The 18,298-nt window shown below is 72.5% G+C and carries 15 protein-coding genes; 6 read left to right on the forward strand and 9 right to left on the reverse strand.

All coding sequences use genetic code 11. From position 1 onward, the window contains the following. The first annotated feature begins 4 nt into the window (after nt 1-4). From tsaE to C8P66_RS12515, 6 genes are all read left to right on the forward strand, one after another. Entirely contained in the window at nt 5-445 is a 441-nt protein-coding gene (gene tsaE / locus C8P66_RS12490) for a tRNA (adenosine(37)-N6)-threonylcarbamoyltransferase complex ATPase subunit type 1 TsaE (protein ID WP_111398694.1), read from the forward strand. Continuing rightward, on the forward strand, nt 442-1,506 hold the full coding sequence (locus tag C8P66_RS12495) for an aminoglycoside phosphotransferase family protein (protein WP_111398599.1): 1,065 nt from the start codon (nt 442-444) through the stop codon (nt 1,504-1,506). Before tsaE ends, C8P66_RS12495 begins: the two co-directional genes overlap by 4 nt. Before the next feature lie 153 nt (nt 1,507-1,659). After that, entirely contained in the window at nt 1,660-2,367 is a 708-nt protein-coding gene (locus C8P66_RS12500; protein ID WP_111398695.1) for a nucleotidyltransferase family protein, read from the forward strand. Nucleotides 2,368-2,381: 14 nt separating this feature from the next. Beyond that, nucleotides 2,382-5,357, forward strand: a complete 2,976-nt coding sequence (gene addB / locus C8P66_RS12505; RefSeq protein ID WP_281271348.1) for a double-strand break repair protein AddB — start codon at nt 2,382-2,384, stop codon at nt 5,355-5,357. Next, nucleotides 5,354-8,764 (forward strand): double-strand break repair helicase AddA, encoded by a 3,411-nt coding sequence (gene addA, locus C8P66_RS12510; protein ID WP_111398601.1) that lies wholly within the window; start codon nt 5,354-5,356, stop codon nt 8,762-8,764. Before addB ends, addA begins: the two co-directional genes overlap by 4 nt. Nucleotides 8,765-8,826: 62 nt before the next feature. Then, a complete protein-coding gene (locus C8P66_RS12515) occupies nt 8,827-10,593 on the forward strand; it encodes an ABC transporter transmembrane domain-containing protein (RefSeq protein ID WP_111398602.1) in 1,767 nt (588 codons plus the stop codon). On the opposite strand, the gene C8P66_RS12520 is transcribed toward C8P66_RS12515, so the two are convergent. From C8P66_RS12520 to C8P66_RS12560, 9 genes are read right to left on the reverse strand one after another with little or no spacing between them, the layout of a single operon-like run. Then, nucleotides 10,572-11,906: an alpha,alpha-trehalose-phosphate synthase (UDP-forming) gene (locus tag C8P66_RS12520; protein WP_111398603.1), complete on the reverse strand. Its 1,335-nt coding sequence runs from the start codon at nt 11,904-11,906 to the stop codon at nt 10,572-10,574. The genes C8P66_RS12515 and C8P66_RS12520 overlap by 22 nt on opposite strands. A gap of 27 nt (nt 11,907-11,933) precedes the next feature. Beyond that, nucleotides 11,934-12,680, reverse strand: a complete 747-nt coding sequence (otsB, locus tag C8P66_RS12525; protein ID WP_111398604.1) for a trehalose-phosphatase — start codon at nt 12,678-12,680, stop codon at nt 11,934-11,936. Nucleotides 12,681-12,740: 60 nt separating this feature from the next. Next, a complete protein-coding gene (locus C8P66_RS12530) occupies nt 12,741-13,796 on the reverse strand; it encodes a glycosyltransferase family 4 protein (protein ID WP_111398605.1) in 1,056 nt (351 codons plus the stop codon). Beyond that, the gene (locus tag C8P66_RS12535) at nt 13,793-14,539 is read right to left on the reverse strand and encodes an FkbM family methyltransferase (RefSeq protein WP_111398606.1); all 747 of its coding nucleotides are present in this window, start codon (nt 14,537-14,539) and stop codon (nt 13,793-13,795) included. Before C8P66_RS12535 ends, C8P66_RS12530 begins: the two co-directional genes overlap by 4 nt. Further along, nucleotides 14,536-15,366: a VOC family protein gene (locus C8P66_RS12540; RefSeq protein ID WP_111398607.1), complete on the reverse strand. Its 831-nt coding sequence runs from the start codon at nt 15,364-15,366 to the stop codon at nt 14,536-14,538. Before C8P66_RS12540 ends, C8P66_RS12535 begins: the two co-directional genes overlap by 4 nt. Beyond that, a complete protein-coding gene (locus tag C8P66_RS12545) occupies nt 15,363-16,058 on the reverse strand; it encodes a glutathione S-transferase N-terminal domain-containing protein (protein ID WP_111398608.1) in 696 nt (231 codons plus the stop codon). The genes C8P66_RS12540 and C8P66_RS12545 overlap by 4 nt, the downstream gene beginning before the upstream one ends. 29 nt (nt 16,059-16,087) lie before the next feature. After that, nucleotides 16,088-16,801 (reverse strand): DNA polymerase III subunit epsilon, encoded by a 714-nt coding sequence (dnaQ, locus tag C8P66_RS12550; protein ID WP_111398609.1) that lies wholly within the window; start codon nt 16,799-16,801, stop codon nt 16,088-16,090. Continuing rightward, on the reverse strand, nt 16,794-17,387 hold the full coding sequence (gene coaE / locus C8P66_RS12555) for a dephospho-CoA kinase (protein ID WP_111398610.1): 594 nt from the start codon (nt 17,385-17,387) through the stop codon (nt 16,794-16,796). Before coaE ends, dnaQ begins: the two co-directional genes overlap by 8 nt. A 10-nt stretch (nt 17,388-17,397) precedes the next feature. Further along, nucleotides 17,398-18,237, reverse strand: a complete 840-nt coding sequence (locus C8P66_RS12560; protein ID WP_111398611.1) for a shikimate dehydrogenase — start codon at nt 18,235-18,237, stop codon at nt 17,398-17,400. Between the last annotated feature and the right edge of the window lie 61 nt (nt 18,238-18,298).

The raw sequence follows: 18,298 nt of genomic DNA on the forward strand, positions 1-18,298 counted from the left end.
CGCCATGCCCGATCCTTTGATTCTCCCCAGCCTCGCCGCGACCGAGGCCCTGGCCGCGCGACTCGCAGGCTTGGCGCGGCCCGGCGACGCGATCCTGCTGGAGGGGCCGCTGGGCGTGGGGAAATCAGCGCTCGCGCGTGCGTTCCTGCGGGCCAGGGCCGGCGATGCGGGCTTGGAAGTGCCGTCGCCGACCTTCACTCTGGTCCAGGCCTATGATCTGCCGGGCGCGGTCGTGCATCACTTCGACCTGTGGCGATTGGATGGGGTGGGCGATGTCGCGGAGCTTGGCTGGGACGAGGCGCGGGAGGGGATCGTGCTGGTCGAATGGCCGGACCGGCTGGGCGAGCTGCGCCCGCGGGACGCGCTCAGCGTGAGCCTCGCCCCCGGCGCCACCGAGGACAGCCGCATCGCCCATCTCGCGGGCTGGGAGGATCGCCTCGCATGACCGACCGCCGCCAACTGGCCGAGGCCTTCCTGGCCGCGCATGGCTTCGCCGGCGCGGCGCGGCGGCCCTTGCCGCAGGATGCGTCCCGCCGCGCCTATACCCGGCTTGCCGGCGGCGCGCTGCTGATGGACGCGCCGGCGCCCGAGGATGTGCGGCCCTTCCTGCATGTCGCGCGGCACCTCGCCCGTATCGGCCTCTCAGCCCCCAAGATCCTGGCCGCCGATGCCGAGGCGGGTTTCCTGCTGATCGAGGATTTCGGCGAGGCCACCCATGCGATGCTGTTGGATACGGCCCCCGAGGCGGCTCAGCGCCTCTATGGCCGGGCGGTCGAAACCCTCGCCGCTTTGCATGCCGCACCGCCGCCGCCCGGTCTGCCGGCCTGGGATTCGGCGGCCATGGTCGTGGCCACGGCAGCGACCTTCCGGGACTGGTGGTGGCCCGCGGCCTTCGGCGCTCCCGCCTCGGCCGCCGCTGCCGCCGGGCTCGCGCGGGCGCTGACGGCCATGCTGGCGCCCTTCGAGGGCGCGGGCTGCTTCGTCCACCGCGACTACTTCCCCGCCAATCTGCTGGACCTGCCCGATCGCGCGGGTCCTGCCGGCACCGGGGTGATCGACTTCCAGGACGCGGCCATCGGCCACCCCGCCTATGACCTTGTCAGCCTGGTCGAGGATGCCCGGCGCGATGTGGCGCCCGCCGTGCGGGCGGCGGCGATCGCGCGCTATCTGGCGCTGCGGCCGGAGCTGGACCCGGCCGGTTTCACCGCCGCCATGGCCGCATTGGCGGCGCAGCGGCATCTGCGCGTGGCGGCGCTCTGGGTCCGGCTGGCGCTGCGGGATGGCAAGCCCGGCTACCTCGTCCACGGCCCGCGCTGCTGGGCCATGCTCGGCCGCGCCCTGGCGCATCCCGCCTGCGCCCCGCTGGCCGCCTTTTTGGATGATGCGGTGCCGCATCACCTGCGCTGCAACCCGCGCGACATGGCGCCCCGGATGCGGGACACTGCCCCTAGTGTCCCGCATCTGAAGTTCGCCGCTGTGCGGCTGCCTTCAGCTTCGGGACACTAGCCTTCGTTTTGAGTGGCCTGCTTATCCCCAAAGCTCGCCGCGAAGAGCGGCGAACTTCGGGGGCAGGACACTAGCCGACCCAATCGAGGACCGAGCCCTTTGACGTTTTCGCTGACCCCCGAGACCCCGCCCGGCATCACCCTGACCCATGCCATGGTGCTGGCGGCGGGCCTCGGCACGCGGATGCGTCCGCTGACCGAGACCCGGCCCAAGCCGCTGTTGCCGCTGGCCGGGCGGTCGCTGCTCGACCATGCGCTGGACCGTGTCGCCGATGCCGGGATCGGGCAGGCGGTGGTGAATGCCTATTGGCTACCGGAGCAGATCGTCGCGGCCTGCGCCGGGCGGACCAGCCCCGAGGTGACCGTCCTGACCGAAACGACGCTGCTGGAAACCGGCGGCGGCGTGGCGGCGGCCCTGCCATATTTGGGGGAGGGGCCCTTCGCCGTGGTGAATGGCGATGCCTTCTGGCTGGATGGGCCGCGCCCGGCGCTGACCCGGCTCGCCCAGGCCTTCGATCCCGCGACCATGGATGTGCTGCTGCTGCTGATCCGCGCCGCGACAGTGGAGGGTGAGGTCGGGCGCGGCGATTTCTTCCTCGATCCTGTGGGCCATCTGCGGCGGCCGAAGGAGCGGGAGATCGCGCCCTACCTCTTCGGCGGCGTGCAGATCCTCGCCCCTGCGGCCTTCGAGGGCGCGCCCACTGGCGCCTTCAGCCTGAACCGCATCTATGACGCGGCGATCGAGGCCGGGCGCGGCTTCGCGCTGGTGCATGACGGGGCCTGGTTCCACCTCTCGACCCCTGCGGATTTGCAGCAGGCCGGCCAGGCCCTGGCCGATGGGCTGCCGAGGCGCCTGTTCTGATCCGCCTGGCCAGCATTCCCGCCCATGCCGATTTCCTCGGCAGCCTGGCGGCGGGTGTGCTGCGCGAGGTCGGTGACGACCCGCTGGCGCTGGCCCGCGCGACCATCCTGCTGCCCACCCGCCGTGCCGCCCGGGCGCTGCATGGGGCCTTCCTCCAGGCGGCGGGCTCGGGGGCGCCGGCCATGCTGCTGCCGCGCATGCGCGCCTTGGCCGGGCTGTCGGTCGAGGATGCCGAGGATCTGGCACTGCCGGGGCTGCTGGCCCTGCCGCCCGCGGTCGAGCCGGCCCGGCGCCTCGCGGTGCTGGCGGCCTGCGTGCTGCGGCTGCCCGCGCATCTCGGCGGGCCCGGCACCCCGCCCCAGGCCTGGGCGATGGCCGCCGAACTGGCCCGGCTGCTGGATGAGATCGCGCTGGAGGATGCCGATCCGGCCCGGCTCGCGAGCTTGGTGCCGGAGAATTTCGCGACCCATTGGCAGGTGACCCTGCGCTTCCTGGAAGCGGTGCTGGCCGATTGGCAGGGCTGGCTGGCGGGGCAGGGGCTGCTCGATATCGGTGCCCGTCGCGTCGCCGCCCTCAGGGTGCAGACCGCGGCCTGGGCCGCCGATCCGCCGCAGGACCCGGTGATCGCCGCCGGGATCGGGGCGGGCGGCACCATTCCCGCCGCCGTCGCCTTCCTCGCCATGGTCGCCCGGCTGCCGCGCGGCGAGGTGGTGCTGCATGGCGCGCCGGAGCCCCTGCCGGCGCTGGAGGACGCGATCCGCGCCGCGCCGACGCATCCGCTTTCCGGGCAGGCACGGCTGCTGGCGGCGCTGGGGGCCACGGCCGGCGATTTGCGCCCCTGGCCCGTGGTGGTCGCGACGGCGCCCGAGGCCCGCGCGCGGCTGCTGGGGCTGGCGCTGCGCCCCGCCGAGGGGCTGGCTCTGCCCGACTGGCGGGACCGCGCGGATTGGGGGGCGGCGCTGGCCGGGCTGTCCACCATCGCCGCCCCCGATGCCCAGGCGGAGGCCGTCGCCATCGCCCTGGCCTTGCGCGAGACCCTGGAAACCCCCGGCGCGACCGCAGCACTGGTCACCGCCGATCGGGATCTGGCGCGCCGGGTCTCGGCCGAACTGCTGCGTTTCGGCGTGGTCGCGGATGACAGCGCCGGCCAGCCGCTGGCCGAAACCGAGGGCGGCGCCTTCCTGCGCCTGGTCGCCCGCGCGGTCGCCGAGGACTTCGCCCCGGTGCCGCTGCTGTCGCTGCTGAAGCATCCGCTGGCCGCCGGGGGCATGTCCCGGCTGGACTGGATCGCCATGGTCCGCGCGCTGGAGATCTGGGTGCTGCGCGGCGCGCGGCCGGCGCCAGGGCTCGCGGGGCTGCGTGCCGCCGCCCAGGCGAGCCTGGCCGGAGAGGCGCGGGCCGAGCGCTGGGCGCAGGTGCAGCCGCTGCTGGCAGCACTCGACCGCTGCTTCGCGGGATTCGACCGCCTACCGCATGCGCCGGAGCGCGAGCCGGCCGAGCTACTGGCCGCCCAGATGGCCACGGCCGAGGCCCTGGCCGCGACCGATGACCGCGAGGGCGGTTTGCGCCTCTACGCCGGGGAGGAGGGCGAGCCGCTGGCGCTGCACCTCGCGGCGCTGGAACCGGCGATGGCCGCCCTCCCGCCGATCGCGCCCTCCGCCTGGCCGAGCCTGTTCGATGCGGCGCTGGAGGGGCCATTGGCACCGGCCATCCGCGCCACCCGGGGCCGGGGCGCGCATCCGCGCGTCGCGATCCTCGGCCTGCTCGAATCCCGGCTGCAACGCTTCGACCGCGTGGTGCTGGGGGCGCTGGAGGAAGGGCTCTGGCCCGCCGGCACCGATCCCGGCCCCTGGCTCTCCCGCCCGATGCGGCGGGATTTCGGGCTGCCGGAGGTGGAGGCGCGCATCGGGCGGCAGGCGGCCGATTTCCTGCTGCTCGCGGCCTCCTGCACCGAAGTGGTGCTCTCGCGCGCACAAAAGCGCGGCGGCGCGCCGACCCAGCCGGCGCGCTGGTTGACCCGGCTCGCGACCTTCCTGGGCGGGCAGGGGCAGCCCTTGCCCGAGCACCCCGCCGCCGCCTGGGCCGAGGCGCTGGACCGCCAGCCGCCGCCCGGAGCTTTTGCCCGCCCCGCGCCCAACCCGCCGCTGCATGCCCGGCCGGACACGATCTCGGTCACCGAGGTCGAGGCCCTGATCGCCGACCCCTATGCCTTCTACGCCCGGCGCATCCTGAAGCTGCGCCGCCTCGACGATCTGGACGCGGACCTGGGCGCGCAGGATTTCGGCATCGCCGTGCATGCCGCCATGGCCGATTGGGCGCGGCGGCTGCATGGCCAGCCCTGGCCCGGCGCTGAGGTCGCCCGCGCGCTCTTCGCCGAAGCCGCCGCGCGGGCGCTGGAGCCCTATGCCGTGCGCCCGGCGCTGCTGGCCTTCTGGCAGGCGCGGCTGGCCCGGATCGGCGATTGGGTGGTGGCGATCGAGGATGCGGCGCCGCCGAGCCTGCGCCTGCCGGAACTCGCCGGGCGGCTGTCGCTGGGGCTGTCGCCGCCGGTGACGCTGACCGGGCGGGCGGATCGGGTGGATCTGCTGCCCGGCGGCGGGCTGGCGCTGCTCGACTTCAAGACCGGGGCGCTGCCGGGCAACAAGGCGGTGGCGGAGGGCCACAAGCCGCAACTGCCGCTGGAGGCCGCGATGATCGGCGCCGATGCCCTGCCGGGCGTGCCGCCGGGGCATCTGGTGACGCGGTTGGAGTATCGCCGCCTCTCGGGCGGCGGGGAGCCGGGGGAGCTGCGCGTGCCGGCCGATACCGTGGAGAAGATCGAGGCCATGGCCGCGCATGCGCTGGACCAGACGCGCGAACTGGCCCGGCGTTTTCTCCGCGCGCGCACGGCCTTTTTGGCCCGGCCGCACCCCAAGCGGTCGGCCATGGGCTCCGATTACGCGCATCTGTCGCGTGAGGATGAATGGGGCGAGGGGGACGACGAGGCATGAGCGGCGCCGCGCGTGTGGCCGCTGCCTCGCAGCGGGAAGCTTCGGACCCGGTGGTCTCGGCCTGGGTCGATGCCTCGGCCGGGTCGGGCAAGACCAAGGTGCTGACCGACCGCGTGCTGCGGCTGCTGTTGGTGCCGGGGCAGGAGCCGGGGCGGCTGCTGTGCCTGACCTTCACCAAGGCGGCGGCGGCGGAGATGGCGAACCGGCTGAACCGGCGCCTGGGCGAATGGGCGGTGGCGGATGCGGCGGGGCTCGCTGCCTCGCTGACCGAGTTGACCGGCACGGTGCCGAATGCGGCGACCCTGACCCGGGCGCGCAGCCTGTTCGCGACGGTGCTGGACCTGCCGGGGGGCATGCGGATCAGCACCATCCACGCCTTCGCCCAAGGGCTGCTGCGCGGCTTCCCGATCGAGGCGCAACTGCCGCCGCGGTTCCGCGTCGCGGAGACGGTGGAGCAGACCGCGCTGACCGCCGCCGCCCGCGAACAGGCGCTGGCCGTCGGCGCGGGGCCGGTCGAGGCCTTGGCCTTCCTGGCCGGCGAGACCGATAGCCGGGGCTTGGATGACGCGCTGCGCACCGCCCTCTCCCGCCGCGACGGCCTGCCCGCCGATACGGTGGCGGCGGCCGCGCTCAGTCGGGCGCTGGCCGAATGGGCCGGCGTGGACCCGGATGCCGATGAGGAGGCCGTGCGCTGCCGCGCCTGCGCCCCGCCGGACAGCCTGCTCCGCATCGCGCTGATGAAGGCGCGGACCAAGCCCGATGGCTCGGATGCCAAGCGCGGCCTCGCCATGTCCGCCTGGCTGGCGTTGCCCGAGGTGCCGCGCCGCGCCCGCTTCGAGGAATGGCGGGACGTGTTCCTGACCCAGAAGCTGGAGGCAAAGGCGGAACGGAACCTCGCCACCAAGGGGGGTCTCGGCGCCAACCACCAGGAGGTGCTGGAGGCGATGCAGGCCGAGGCCGCGCGCCTGGCCGGGATCGAGGCCGAATGCGCCGGGCACCGGCTGCGTGCCGCCTCGCTGGCCTTCGCCGCTTTGGCGGTGCCGATCCGCGACGCCTACCGCGCCCAGAAACGCCGCGCCGGGCTGCTGGATTACGACGATCTGATCGCCGCGGCCGAGGCGCTGCTGCGCGACCCCGGCAGCGCCTGGGTGCTGTTCCGCCTGGATGGCGGGCTGGACCATCTGCTGCTGGATGAATCGCAGGACACCAACCGCGCGCAATGGGCCATCGCCGGCGCCCTGGCCGGCGAGTTCTTCACCGGCCAGGGCAGCCGCGACCGCATCCGCACCGTCTTCGCGGTCGGCGACCCAAAGCAGTCGATCTACGCCTTCCAGGGCGCCGATCCGGCCGGGTTCGAGCGCGAGCGCCGCCGCTTCGCCCGCGATGTGGCGGCGGCCGGGCAGACCTTCGCGACCGTGCCGCTCAACGTCTCCTTTCGCTCCACCCCGCCGGTGCTGGCGCTGGTCGATGCCGTCTTCGCCGCGCCTGAGGCCGCCGAGGGTGTGGTCGCCCCGACCCACAGCCTGCGCCACGTCGCCGACCGCGCGGGGCAGGCGGGGGAGGTCGAGCTTTGGCCGCTGTTCCGCCGCCAGCCGGTGGCCGAGGCCGAGGCCTGGATCGTCCCCGACACCCCCGTCTCCGCCCCCGATGCGGCGGCCGAATGCGCCGAGGCGATCGCCGCCCGCATCGCCGGCATGATCGCCGCGGAACGCCTGCCTGCCCGCGACCGGCCGATCCGCGCGGGCGATGTGCTGGTGCTGGTGCAGAAGCGGTACAAGCCCTTCCTCGCCGCTCTGACCGCCGCGTTGAAGGCCCGCGGCGTGCCGGTCGGCGGCGTCGATCGCCTGGCGCTGACCGAGCAGATCGCGGTGGTGGACCTGCTCGCCCTCTGCGACGTGCTGCTGCTGCCGGAGGATGACCTGTCGCTCGCGGCGGTGCTGAAATCACCCCTGGTCGGGCTGGATGAGGAGCGGCTGTTCACCCTGGCCCATGGCCGGCTTGGCAGCCTCTGGGCCGCGCTGATGGCGCATCGGGCGGGGGCCGGGCCGCTCGGGGCCGCGGCGGATTGGCTGGCGGGCGTCGCCGCCCGCGCCGCCGGGGCCACGCCGCATAGCCTGCTCGCCGGGCTGCTGGCCGAGGATGGCGGCCGCGCGCGGCTGCTCGCGCGGCTGGGGCCGGAGGCGGCCGACCCGCTGGACGAGCTGCTGAACGCGGCTTTGGCCGATGAGCGCCGCCACCCGCCGGACCTGCAAGGCTTCCTGCACCGGCTGCGCGCGGGCGGCGCCGAGGTGAAGCGAGAGGCCGAAAGCGGCGCCGATGCGGTGCGGATCATGACCGTCCACAACGCCAAGGGCCTCCAGGCGCCGATCGTCTTCCTGCCCGATGTCGGCCCCGGCCAGGGGCGCGAGGTGCTGGCCTTCGCCCAGCATCGCGGCATGACCCTGCCGCTGTTCACCCCGCGCCGCCCCGAGGCCCGGAAAATCCCCGCCTTCGAGGCGCTGGTCCAGGCCGAGGCCCAGGCGCGGGCGGAGGAGGACAACCGTCTGCTCTATGTCGCGCTGACGCGGGCGGAGGACCGGCTGATCGTCTGCGGCTGGCAGCGCAAATCCGCGCCGGGCTGGCATGCCAAGGTCGCGGCCGGCTTCGACCGGCTGGCGGGGGTGGAGGACGCGCCCTTCCCCCATGGCCCGCCCGGCAGCGACACCGGCGGGCTGCCTTTGCGGCGCCTGGTCACGCCGCAGATCGCCGAGCCCCGCCGCGCCGCCGTGGCAACCCCGGGCGGCGCGGCCCATACGCTCCCGCTTTGGGCCGCCATTCCGGCGGCGCCCGAGGCGCGGGCCGATCCGCTCTCCCCCTCCGGCCTGCCCGGCGAGGAGGAAACCCCCGCCGCCGCCCCGCATGGCCGTGCCGATCCGCGCGGCGAGCGGTTTCGGCGGGGGCGGCTGGTGCATGCGCTGTTGCAGCATCTGCCGGACCTGCCCGCCGCCGGGCGTGCCGCCGCCGGCGCGACCTGGCTGGCGCGCCAGGGGCTGGGCGCGAGGATGGAGGAGGGGGTGCTCGCCGAGGCGATGGCGATCCTCGACCACCCGCAACTCCGGGAGGTCTTCGGCCCGGGCAGCCTCGCCGAGGCGCCGATCGTGGGGCGGATCGGGGACCGGCTGCTGTCGGGGCAGGTGGACCGGCTGCTGGTCACGCCGGACCGGGTGGTGGTGCTGGACTACAAGACCAACCGCCCCCCGCCCGAGAGCCCGGCGCAGGTGGCGCCCCTCTACCTGCGCCAGATGGCGGCCTACCGGACGCTGCTGCGGCAGACCTTCCCGGGCCGGCGGGTCGAGGCCTGGCTGGTCTGGACCTATGCGGCCCGGCCAATGGCACTCCCCGACGCCCTTCTTGATGCAGTGCGGTAGGCGACCCCTGGCCGCGCCGCCCCGGCGTTCCAATCTATCGGCCGATTGACGGGGGTGAGTTGATGTCGTTGGAACAGCCTGCACGCCCGCCCATCGCCTCCCTGCGTCTGATCTTCCCCTATCTGCGCCCCTATGCCGGCCGCGCCATCGGGGCGGCGGTGGCCCTGCTGGTCGCGGCGGGGCTGGTGCTGCTGGTCGGCCAGGGGCTCAAGGGGCTGATCGACAACGGCTTCACCAGCCGCAGCGCGGCGAACCTCAACCGCGCGGCGCTGTTCCTGCTGGCGGTGGTGGCGGGGTTGGCCTTCGCCTCGGCCGCTCGCTACTACCTCGTCTCCTGGCTGGGGGAGCGGGTTGCGGCCGATCTGCGGCGCAGCGTCTTCAACCATGTCATCACCCTGTCCTCCACTTTCTTCGAGACGGCGCGCACCGGGGACATCCTCTCCCGCCTCACGGCGGATATCGCGCTGCTGCAATCGCTGATCGGCTCGGCGATCTCGATGGGGCTGCGGACGACGATCACCGCCATCGGCGCCTTCATCCTGCTGGTGGTGACCAGCCCCAAGCTCGCGGGTCTCATCGTCATCGTGGTGCCGATGGTGATGGTGCCGCTGGTGTTGTTCGGCCGCCGCGAACGCCGCCTGTCCAAGGCGGCGCAGGAACGGATCGCCGATCTGGCCGCGACCGCGGAGGAGACGCTGAACGGGCTGCGCACCGTGCAGGCCTTCACCCATGAGCCGGTGGACCGCCAGCGCTTCTCGAATGAAATCGAGGGTTCGGTCCAGGCGGCGCTGCGCCGCATCGCCTCCCGCGCCGGGCTGATCCTGATCGTCATCCTGCTGGGCTTCGGGGCGATCACCTTCAGCCTCTGGGTTGGCGGGCAGGATGTGATCGCCGGGCGGATGACGGCGGGCGAATTGTCGGCCTTCATCTTCTACGCGGTGCTGATGGCAAGCTCCGGCGCCACCATCAGCGAGCTTTGGGGCGAGATCCAGCGCGCCGCCGCCGCCGCCGACCGGCTGCTGGAGCTGCTGGCCGAGGTGCCCGGCATCGCCGCCCCCGCCAGCCCGCTGCTGCTGCCGAGCCCGCCCCAAGGCCGGCTGGCGCTGGAGAACGTGACCTTCCACTACCCGACCCGGCCCCGCCAATCGGCGTTGGAAGGCTTCTCGCTGGAGGTGTCGCCGGGGGAGACGGTGGCGCTGGTTGGCCCCTCGGGCGCCGGCAAGACCACGGTGCTCCAGATGCTGCTGCGCTTCTACGACCCCGGTTCGGGGCGGGTGCTGGTCGATGGGGTGGATATCGCCCGGGTCGATCCCGCCGCCCTGCGCGGCCGCCTTGGGCTGGTGCCGCAGGATCCGGTGATCTTCAGCGCCACGGCGGCGGAGAACATCCGCTACGGCCGCCCCGATGCCACCATGGCCGAGGTCCGCGCCGCCGCCGAGGCCGCCGCCGCCGGCGGGTTCGTCGAGGCGCTGCCGCAAGGCTACGACAGCTTCCTCGGCGCGCGGGGGGTGATGCTTTCGGGTGGCCAGCGGCAGCGCATCGCCATCGCCCGCGCCATCCTGCGCGACCCGCCGATCCTGCTGCTGGATGAGGCGACCAGCGCGCTGGATGCGGAATCCGAACAGGCGGTGCAACTGGCCCTGGCCCGGCTGGCGCAAGGCCGCACCACGCTGGTGGTGGCGCATCGCCTCGCGACCGTGCGCCGCGCCGACCGGATCGTGGTGATGGAGGCCGGGCGCATCGTCGCGACCGGCACGCATGACGCGCTGGTGCGCCAGGGCGGGCTTTACGCCCGGCTGGCCGCGCTTCAGTTCACCAACGCGGCCTGAGACGCCTGCAGCGCATCGATGAAGCGCTGCGACCAATGCGCGGCGGAGTTTGCCAGGATCGTCTCCATATCCACCGCCCAGCGTGACTTCGCCTCGGCGGTGTCCATGGTCAGCGCGGCGTGCAGCCCCTCGGCGATTTCCTCGGGGTCGTGCGGATTCACCAGGATCGCGCCCTTGAGCTCGGCCGCCGCACCCGCGAAGCGGGACAGCACCAGCACACCCGGATCATGCGGGTTCTGCGCGGCGATGAATTCCTTGGCCACGAGGTTCATCCCGTCGCGCAGTGGCGTCACCAGCCCGACCCGCGCGAGGCGATGGAAGCCGGCAAGCTGCGCCCGCGGCACGCCGCGGGTGATCCAGCGGATCGGGTTCCAGTCGATGTCGCCGTGCTCGCCGTTGATCCGGCCCGCCAACTCGTCCAGCTCGCGCTTCAGCGCGCGGTATTGCGCCACATCGCCCCGGCTGATCGGGGCGACCTGGAGGAAGGTCACCTTGTTGCGGTGCTCGGGGAAGCGTTTGAGCAGCGCCGCATAGCCCTTGAACCGTTCCGGCAGTCCCTTGGAGTAATCGAGCCGGTCCACGCCCAGGATCAGCGCGCGTCCGCTGAGGCTGGCGGAGAGGCGCAGGGCCTCCTTGCGGCGCACGGATTTCACCGCATCGGCGGCGAAGCCGGCGGCATCCATGCCGATCGGGAAGGCGCCGACATGCGCGCCGTCATGCATGGCATTGCGCAGATTCTCGGCATCGCTCTCGGTCTGCACGCCGACCAGGTCATAGGCTTTCAAATCGGCAAGCAGGCCCTGGCCCTGCGGCAGCGCATCGAACAGCGCCGCCGGCGGGAAGGGGACATGCAGGAAGAAGCCGACGCGCTGCTTCGCCCCCAGCGCCCGCAAGGCCGCGCCGAGCGGGATCAGGTGGAAGTCATGGACCCAGATCATGTCGTCCGGCCGCAGCAGCGGCATGAGGGAATTGGCGAATTTTTCGTTGACGGCGCGATAGCCCTCAAGCTCCTCGCGCCGGAATTCCGTGAGCCCGACCCGGTAATGCAGCAGCGGCCACAGCATCCCGTTGGAGAAGCCAGCGTAATACAGCCGATGCTCGCGCTCGGTCAGGTCCAGCGTGCAGAAGGTGGTGTCGCCGACGACGTGAACATTGGGCTCGGTCGAGGCGCTGATATGTCCTGACCAGCCAAACCACAACGCGGGCCGCCCGGTCAGCGCGTCCTTCAGCGCGACCGCCAGCCCGCCCGCCTTTTCTTCCTTGTTCGGCCTGGGGGCCGGAACCCGGTTGGAGACGATTACCAGGCGTGCCAAAACATGTCCTCCCGCATCATGGCCGGTTCACTGCGGCATCGCATTATTTGGGCACGCCTCGGCAATCGCCGCGAGCCAGACGTGTAACGCCGCGGGATCGCCAAAAGTATCCTGCAGGCGCAGGCCCCAGCCGCCGGCACGGCGCGCGGCGGCCATCGCGTCTTCATCGGTCACATCATCGCCGATCATCATCGGCCGGCGCCCGAGGAACGGTGCCGCTCGCATCAGCGCCTCCAGCGCCGTGCCCTTGTCGGCTCCACGGGGCTTCACTTCCCAGGCCATGCGGGCCGGCAGCAGGGCGAAGCGCGGATCGGTCTCGACCAGGGCGGCCAAGGCGATCTCGATCGGCGGGCCGGCTTCGGGGTTGGCGCGGAAATGCACCGCGAACCCCGCCTGCTTGTGCTCGACCTGTGCGGCGGGGAAGCGTGCGCGCAGCCGGTCCGCCTGGTCGCGCCAGGCCTGGGGCACTTCCGTGCCGGTCGTGGCAATTGGGGTGGCGTCCGGGGTATGGCGCAGGAAGGAGCCATGCTCCGTGCCGGCGGCGAAACGGGCGGGTGCCAGGAAGGCGTCCACGACCGCGAGCGGCCGCCCGGTCAGGATCGCCAGCGCCCCCTCCAGCCGGGCCGCGACCCGAATGAGCAGTCCGGGCAGGCTTGCGGGGACGTGAACGGATTCGGGGGTCGGTGCGATATCGACAAGAGTTCCGTCGAAGTCGAGGAAAAGCGCACCGTTTCGAGCGATCTCTCGCGGTGAGGGGATATCGGTCAGGATCACATCTCCTCAACGCCGGGCGAAACCTCGCGGTTTTGACGCGTCACGCAAACGTGAGATGGCTCAGTCCTGCCAACTCAGCCCCGCGCGACGCATCCGCACGACGACATAGGCGGCCCATGTGGCCTGCACCGCGAGAGCGGGCAGCACCACCAGAGGCTTCATCGTACCCGGCAAGGCCAGAAAGAGCCAAACCAGCCCCCCATGAAACAATGCGAAACCCCAATGAATGCCCGCCACCACCCGGATGGGAACGCCCGAAAGCTGTGCCGTCTGATAGAGATGCGCGCGATGCGGGGCCGCGACCGAGACCCCCTTGAGCGCCCGCCGGAGCAAGGTGAAGGCGGCATCGGCGAGCAGGCCGAACATCAGCAGCGGCACGATAAGGAACGAGATCTGCGCGGAATCGAACCCCGCCGCCGCAACCGCCAGCACCGCCAGCATGAAGCCGAGGAACTGGCTGCCCACATCGCCCATGAAGATGCGCGCGGGATGCAGGTTGAACGGCAGGAAGCCGAGGATGCCTGACCCCAACAGCAACGCTGTGGCATAGACGAACCAGCCCCCTTGCCCGGCCGCGACCACGGCCAGCACGGCGCAGACGATCAGGCAGGTGCCGCCGACCAGCCCATCCAGCCCATCCATGAAGTTCACCGCATTGGTGCAGCCGACGATCCAGAACACCGTCGCCAATGCGCCCCAGTATCCCAGCGACAGCTCCCCCACCCAGGGGATGGCGATCCGGTCCACCACCAGCCCCGAGCCGATCGCCACCAGCGCCGCCAGGGTCTGGGCCGCGAGCTTGGCCGAAAATCGCAAATTCTTCACATCGTCGATGAAGGAGACGATGGCGATCGCCAGCGCCGCGGCGATCACGCCGAGGAACTGCATCTCCTCGATCCGGGCGAAGCGCGCGGCCACATAGAGCGCGGCGATGCCGGTCATGAAGGCGACGACGATGCCGACGCCGCCGCCGCGCGGGGTCGGCACCTTATGCGCCTTGCGCGCCTCGGGCGGGTCCATGACCGGGAAGCGGATCATGAAGGCCACGACAAGCGCAGAGAGCAGCGCCAGCGCCGCGCCCAGGGCCAGATGCCGGGTGAGGGCCTCGAAGGTCACGGGAGCAGCACGCGCCCATCCAGCGCCGCATAGACATCGCCCGAATTGGCCGCATGCGGCAGGGCCTGGATCCAGGCGGCCATATCCTCGGCGCCGACCGGGCCTGGCAGCGCCAGACGATAGGATTCCCCGAGGCAGGCATTGAAGCGATAGGGCCCGAGCTGCCCCAGCCGCGAAAGGCAGGCCAAAGCCACGTCGCGCTGGATGGTGGTGAATTCGAAGGACAGCGCCGTCACCGCGCGGCTCAACCCGGCCAGCGCCTCGGCCTCATAGCCCTCCACATCGATCTTCACGAAGGCGGGCGGGCCATGCTCCGCCGCCAGCGCATCCAGCGTCGTCACCGGCAGGAGCAGCGCGCCATCCCAGACCTGGTCGTCCCAGCCCGCGGCCCCTTCGGCTGCGGCGATGAAGGCCTCTGAGGCGGAGGCCACGGTCGGGTTGCGGGAATTCAGCCGCAGCGTGGCGCTGCCTGGCGCCGCCCCCACCAGGGCCGCGACCAGCGCCACGCCCGGGTCACGGTGGAAGATCAGCCGCAGCGCGCGCAGCAGCGCCGGCTGCGGCTCCACCGCCACGGCCCTCGCATGCAGGCGCCGAAAGCTGGCGCTGCGATCCCCGACATGGGCGCCGATGTCGAAGCCGACATCGCCCGGCCGTAGGAACCGGGCGTGGAACCCATCCAGCAGCGCCGCCCGGCCAGGGGCGTAGTAGCTCCGCAGCGAGGCCCCGACCGTGCTGGCCCTCATGCAGCGAAGACCAGCGCGGTGCCTCCGGCGAGCTGCGGTTCCACCATCAACCCACCCGGCACCGGCCGCACCGGCAGCGCGCTGGCGGCGGCATTGCCGTCATCGGTGCGCAGCGTCACCCCGGCGAGAAAGGGCAGGCCAGGCGCCACCACACCGGGCAGCACCGCCTCCAGCGCCTCGGGCGGGAGGATGCGGACCCGCCCGCCCTGGGGCAGCGGCAGCGCGAAGCCGCCCGCCGGATCGGGCAGCAGCGGCAGGCCGCAGAGGCGGGAGAGCCGGGCGGCGCTCTCGGCCGGGCTGGCCGCGATGAGGAGGCTCTCCTCCAGCGCCACCGCGTGGTTGGCGTGGGTGAGCCAGCGCTCCTGCCACAGCAGTTCCGGGGTCAGATGCTGGATCAGTTGCAGCCGGCCCTCGGGCGCGTCCGGGAAGGGCAGGCGGGCGAAGCGGGCGCGGGGGCCGTCGGGCGCCTCGACCGGCCGTTCCAGCCAGGCGATGCCGGGGATGTCGAGCCCGGCGGCGCGCAGCCGGGCGAGGTTCGCCTCGGCATCCGCCATCGCGAAGGCGACGATGTGCTGGCCCTGGTAGCGGTCGAGGAACCGCGACAGCCCATTGTCGAACAGCGTGGGATCGACGATCCCCAGCAGCTCGACATAGCCCCGCCGCAGCATCGCGCAGCGGTTGCCGGTGCCGAGCAGCGCCGGCGGCGAACCGCCCGATTGCTGCGCGAAGGGGGAGAGGGTGAAGCCCAGCGCCTCATAGGCGGCCCAGACCGGGCGCGGGTCGGTCGCGCAGATCCCGACGTGGTCGAGCAGCGTCGCGGTGTTCATCGCAACTGCTCGTCCGAAATCATCGCCTCGTAATGCGGCAGGATCCATTCCGCCGGCTCGGCATCGGCATCCGCCTGCCATTCGCGCATGGCGGGATGCGCCAGCAGCGCCTCGACATAGGCGCTGGCCGCCGGCGGCAGCGTGAGGTTCCAGCCGTGGATACGGTTCACCACCGGGGCATACATGGCATCGGCGGCACCCGGCGCGGCGCCGTTCAGGAACGGCCCGCCGGTCAGCGCGATTGCCTGCGCCCAAAGGGCGGCGATCCGGGTGAGGTCGGCCGCGATCTCCGCCGACATGCGCGCGTCCCGCACTGCGGTGCTGGCCCGTGCGCCGAGGTTCATCGGGAAGGCCCGGCGCAGCGGCAGGAAGCCGCCATGCATCTCGGTCGCGATGCTGCGCAGCGTGCCGCGCGCGGCCCGGTCGGCGGGCCAGAGGGCGGGGGCGAGTTCCGCGCAATATTCGCAGATGGCCAGGCTCTCCCAGACCAGCGCGCCCTGGTGTTCGAGGAAGGGCACCAGCCCGGCCGGGGCCACGGCCTTGATCGCCGGGGTGGCACCGGCGCCATCCACGCGGGTCATCGGGATGGTCGTCACCGTGACCTTGAGCCCGGCGAGCCGCACGGCCATCCAGCCGCGCAGGGACCAGGAGGAATACCGCCGATTGCCGATTACGAGCCGTCCGTCCGACATGACCTTGCCTCCCCGATTTCCGGGCTGGTCTAGCCGCCCGGCGTCGCCGCCGCAAAGGGCGGCTGTTGCCAAAGCGGATCCTTCAGCTTCGCGACGAAAGCGGCATGGGCGGCCAGCGTCGCGGCATCGAGCAGGATCGGGCGCGGCACCCGCGGGCCGGCGAGCCCGGCGATCACCGCGATCGGGGCGTCATCCTCCTGCGCCGCATTGGCGGCCAGGGTCAGCCCCGGCTGCCGCCCGCCGCGCAGTTCCAGATAGACCCGCGCCAGCAGCTGCACGTCCAGCAACGCATTATGGGTAGTGCGTTCGGAGAGATCGATCTCGAACCGCCGGCACAGCGCATCCAGGCTGTTGGGGGCCGCCGGGTAGCGTTCGCGGGCGATGGCGTAGGTATCGACCATCCGCGACCGATCCAGCGGTTTTTGGCCGGCGCGTTTCAGCTCCGCGTCCAGGAAGCCGAAATCGAAGGGCGCGTTATGGGCGATGATCGGGGCATCGCCGAGGAATTCCATCATCTCCGCGACGATCTTGAAGAACAGCGGCTTGCCGCGCAGGTCGTCGCGGGTGAAGCCATGGACCTTGGTCGCCTCGGCCGGGATGTCGCGCTCGGGGTCCACCAGGCAATGGAAGGTGCGGCCGGTCGGAAGCAGGTTTTCCAGCTCGATGGCCGCGACCTCGATCACCCGGTCGCCGAGCAGCGGGTCGAGGCCGGTGGTTTCGGTGTCGAGGACGATCTCACGCATGGGACCGCACCAATCGGCGGATCGCCGCCTGGGTGTGGTGGCGGGACAGGCCGGTGGGGATCACCCGGTCGGCCAGGCGGCGTTTCTGGGAATCGGGCATCTGCCGCGCCAGGATGGCGGCGAAGCGCTCCGGCGTCATGCCCCGACGGCGCAGCACCCGCGCCCGCTGGACGGCGTGAGGGGCGGAGACGACCAGGATTTTGTGGATGTAGCGGCGTTCGGTGGCGTTGCGGGTCTCGAACAGCAGCGGGATATCCAGAAGGGCGATCGCATCGCCGCGGCGGCGGCAGGCGCGGAGGAAGCGGGCCTCGGCGTCCCGCACCAGCGGGTGGACGATCGCCTCCAGCCGTTTGAGCGCGGCGGGATCGGCCAGCACGGCGGCGCGCAGCGCCTCGCGCACCACCGCCCCATCGCGGACCGTGCCGGGGAAGGCGCTACCGATCGGGCGCACCGCGGCCCCGCCGCGCGCCTGCAAGGCATGCACGGCGGCATCGGCATCGAAGACCGGCACGCCGAGGCGGCGGAAGGCATTGGCGGTGGTGGTCTTGCCCATCCCGATGCTGCCGGTGAGGCCCCAAATTTTCATGCCCAGATATTCATTTGGGGGGGATGTCGGCCGCCACGACCCGGCGCAAATCGGCATCCACCTGGGGGTCCACGCCGAACCATGCGTGAAAGCCCGGGCGCGCCTGGTGCAGCAGCATCCCCAGCCCCTCGGCCCCGCGCAGCCCGCGCGCCCGGGCGGCCGCCAGCAGCGGGGTCTCCAGCGGCACATAGACGATATCGGCGACCACGGCGGTGGCAGGCAACGGCGTGAGGTCGATCTCCAGCGGCGGCTGCCCATGCATCCCGAGGCTGGTGGTGTTCACCAGCAGCGCCGCGCCCGACAGCTCCGGCCGGGCCGCGATCTCCACCAGCCCGCCCAGGCTGCGGGCCAGCGCCTCGGCGCGGTCCAGGCTGCGGTTCACCAGGATCAGGCGCGGGCAGCCCTCGTCCAGCAGCCGCGCGGCAATGGCCCGCGCGGCGCCGCCGGCGCCCAGCATCACCGCGGGCCCCGCATCCGCCCGCCAGCCCGGCACCTGCTCGCGCAACGACTCGCAAAACCCCCAGCCATCGGTGTTGCTGCCGATGATCCGCCCGTCGCGGAAGACCAGCGTATTCACCGCCCCGGCGCGCTCGGCGGTGGCCTCGCGCTCGTCGCAGAGGTCATAGGCCGCCTGCTTGTGCGGGATGGTCACATTCGCCCCCCGGAAGCCGAGATGCATCAGCGCGCGCACGGCGTCGGCGAAATGCTCGGGCGCCACCGGCAGCGGCAGATAGGCGCCATCGATGCCATGGCGTTCGAGCCAGGTGCCGTGGAGCAGGGGGGATCGGGAATGGGCGACCGGCCAGCCGAGCACCCCGGCCACCCTTGCCGCCCCGGTCAGGGGTCGCATGGGGGGAACAAGCGACACTGGCGCGCTTCGGTCAACTGGCCCTGGGCGTTTGCCAGTGGGC

It is taken from the genome of Humitalea rosea, from assembly GCF_003253705.1.
Lineage (GTDB): Bacteria > Pseudomonadota > Alphaproteobacteria > Acetobacterales > Acetobacteraceae > Humitalea > Humitalea rosea.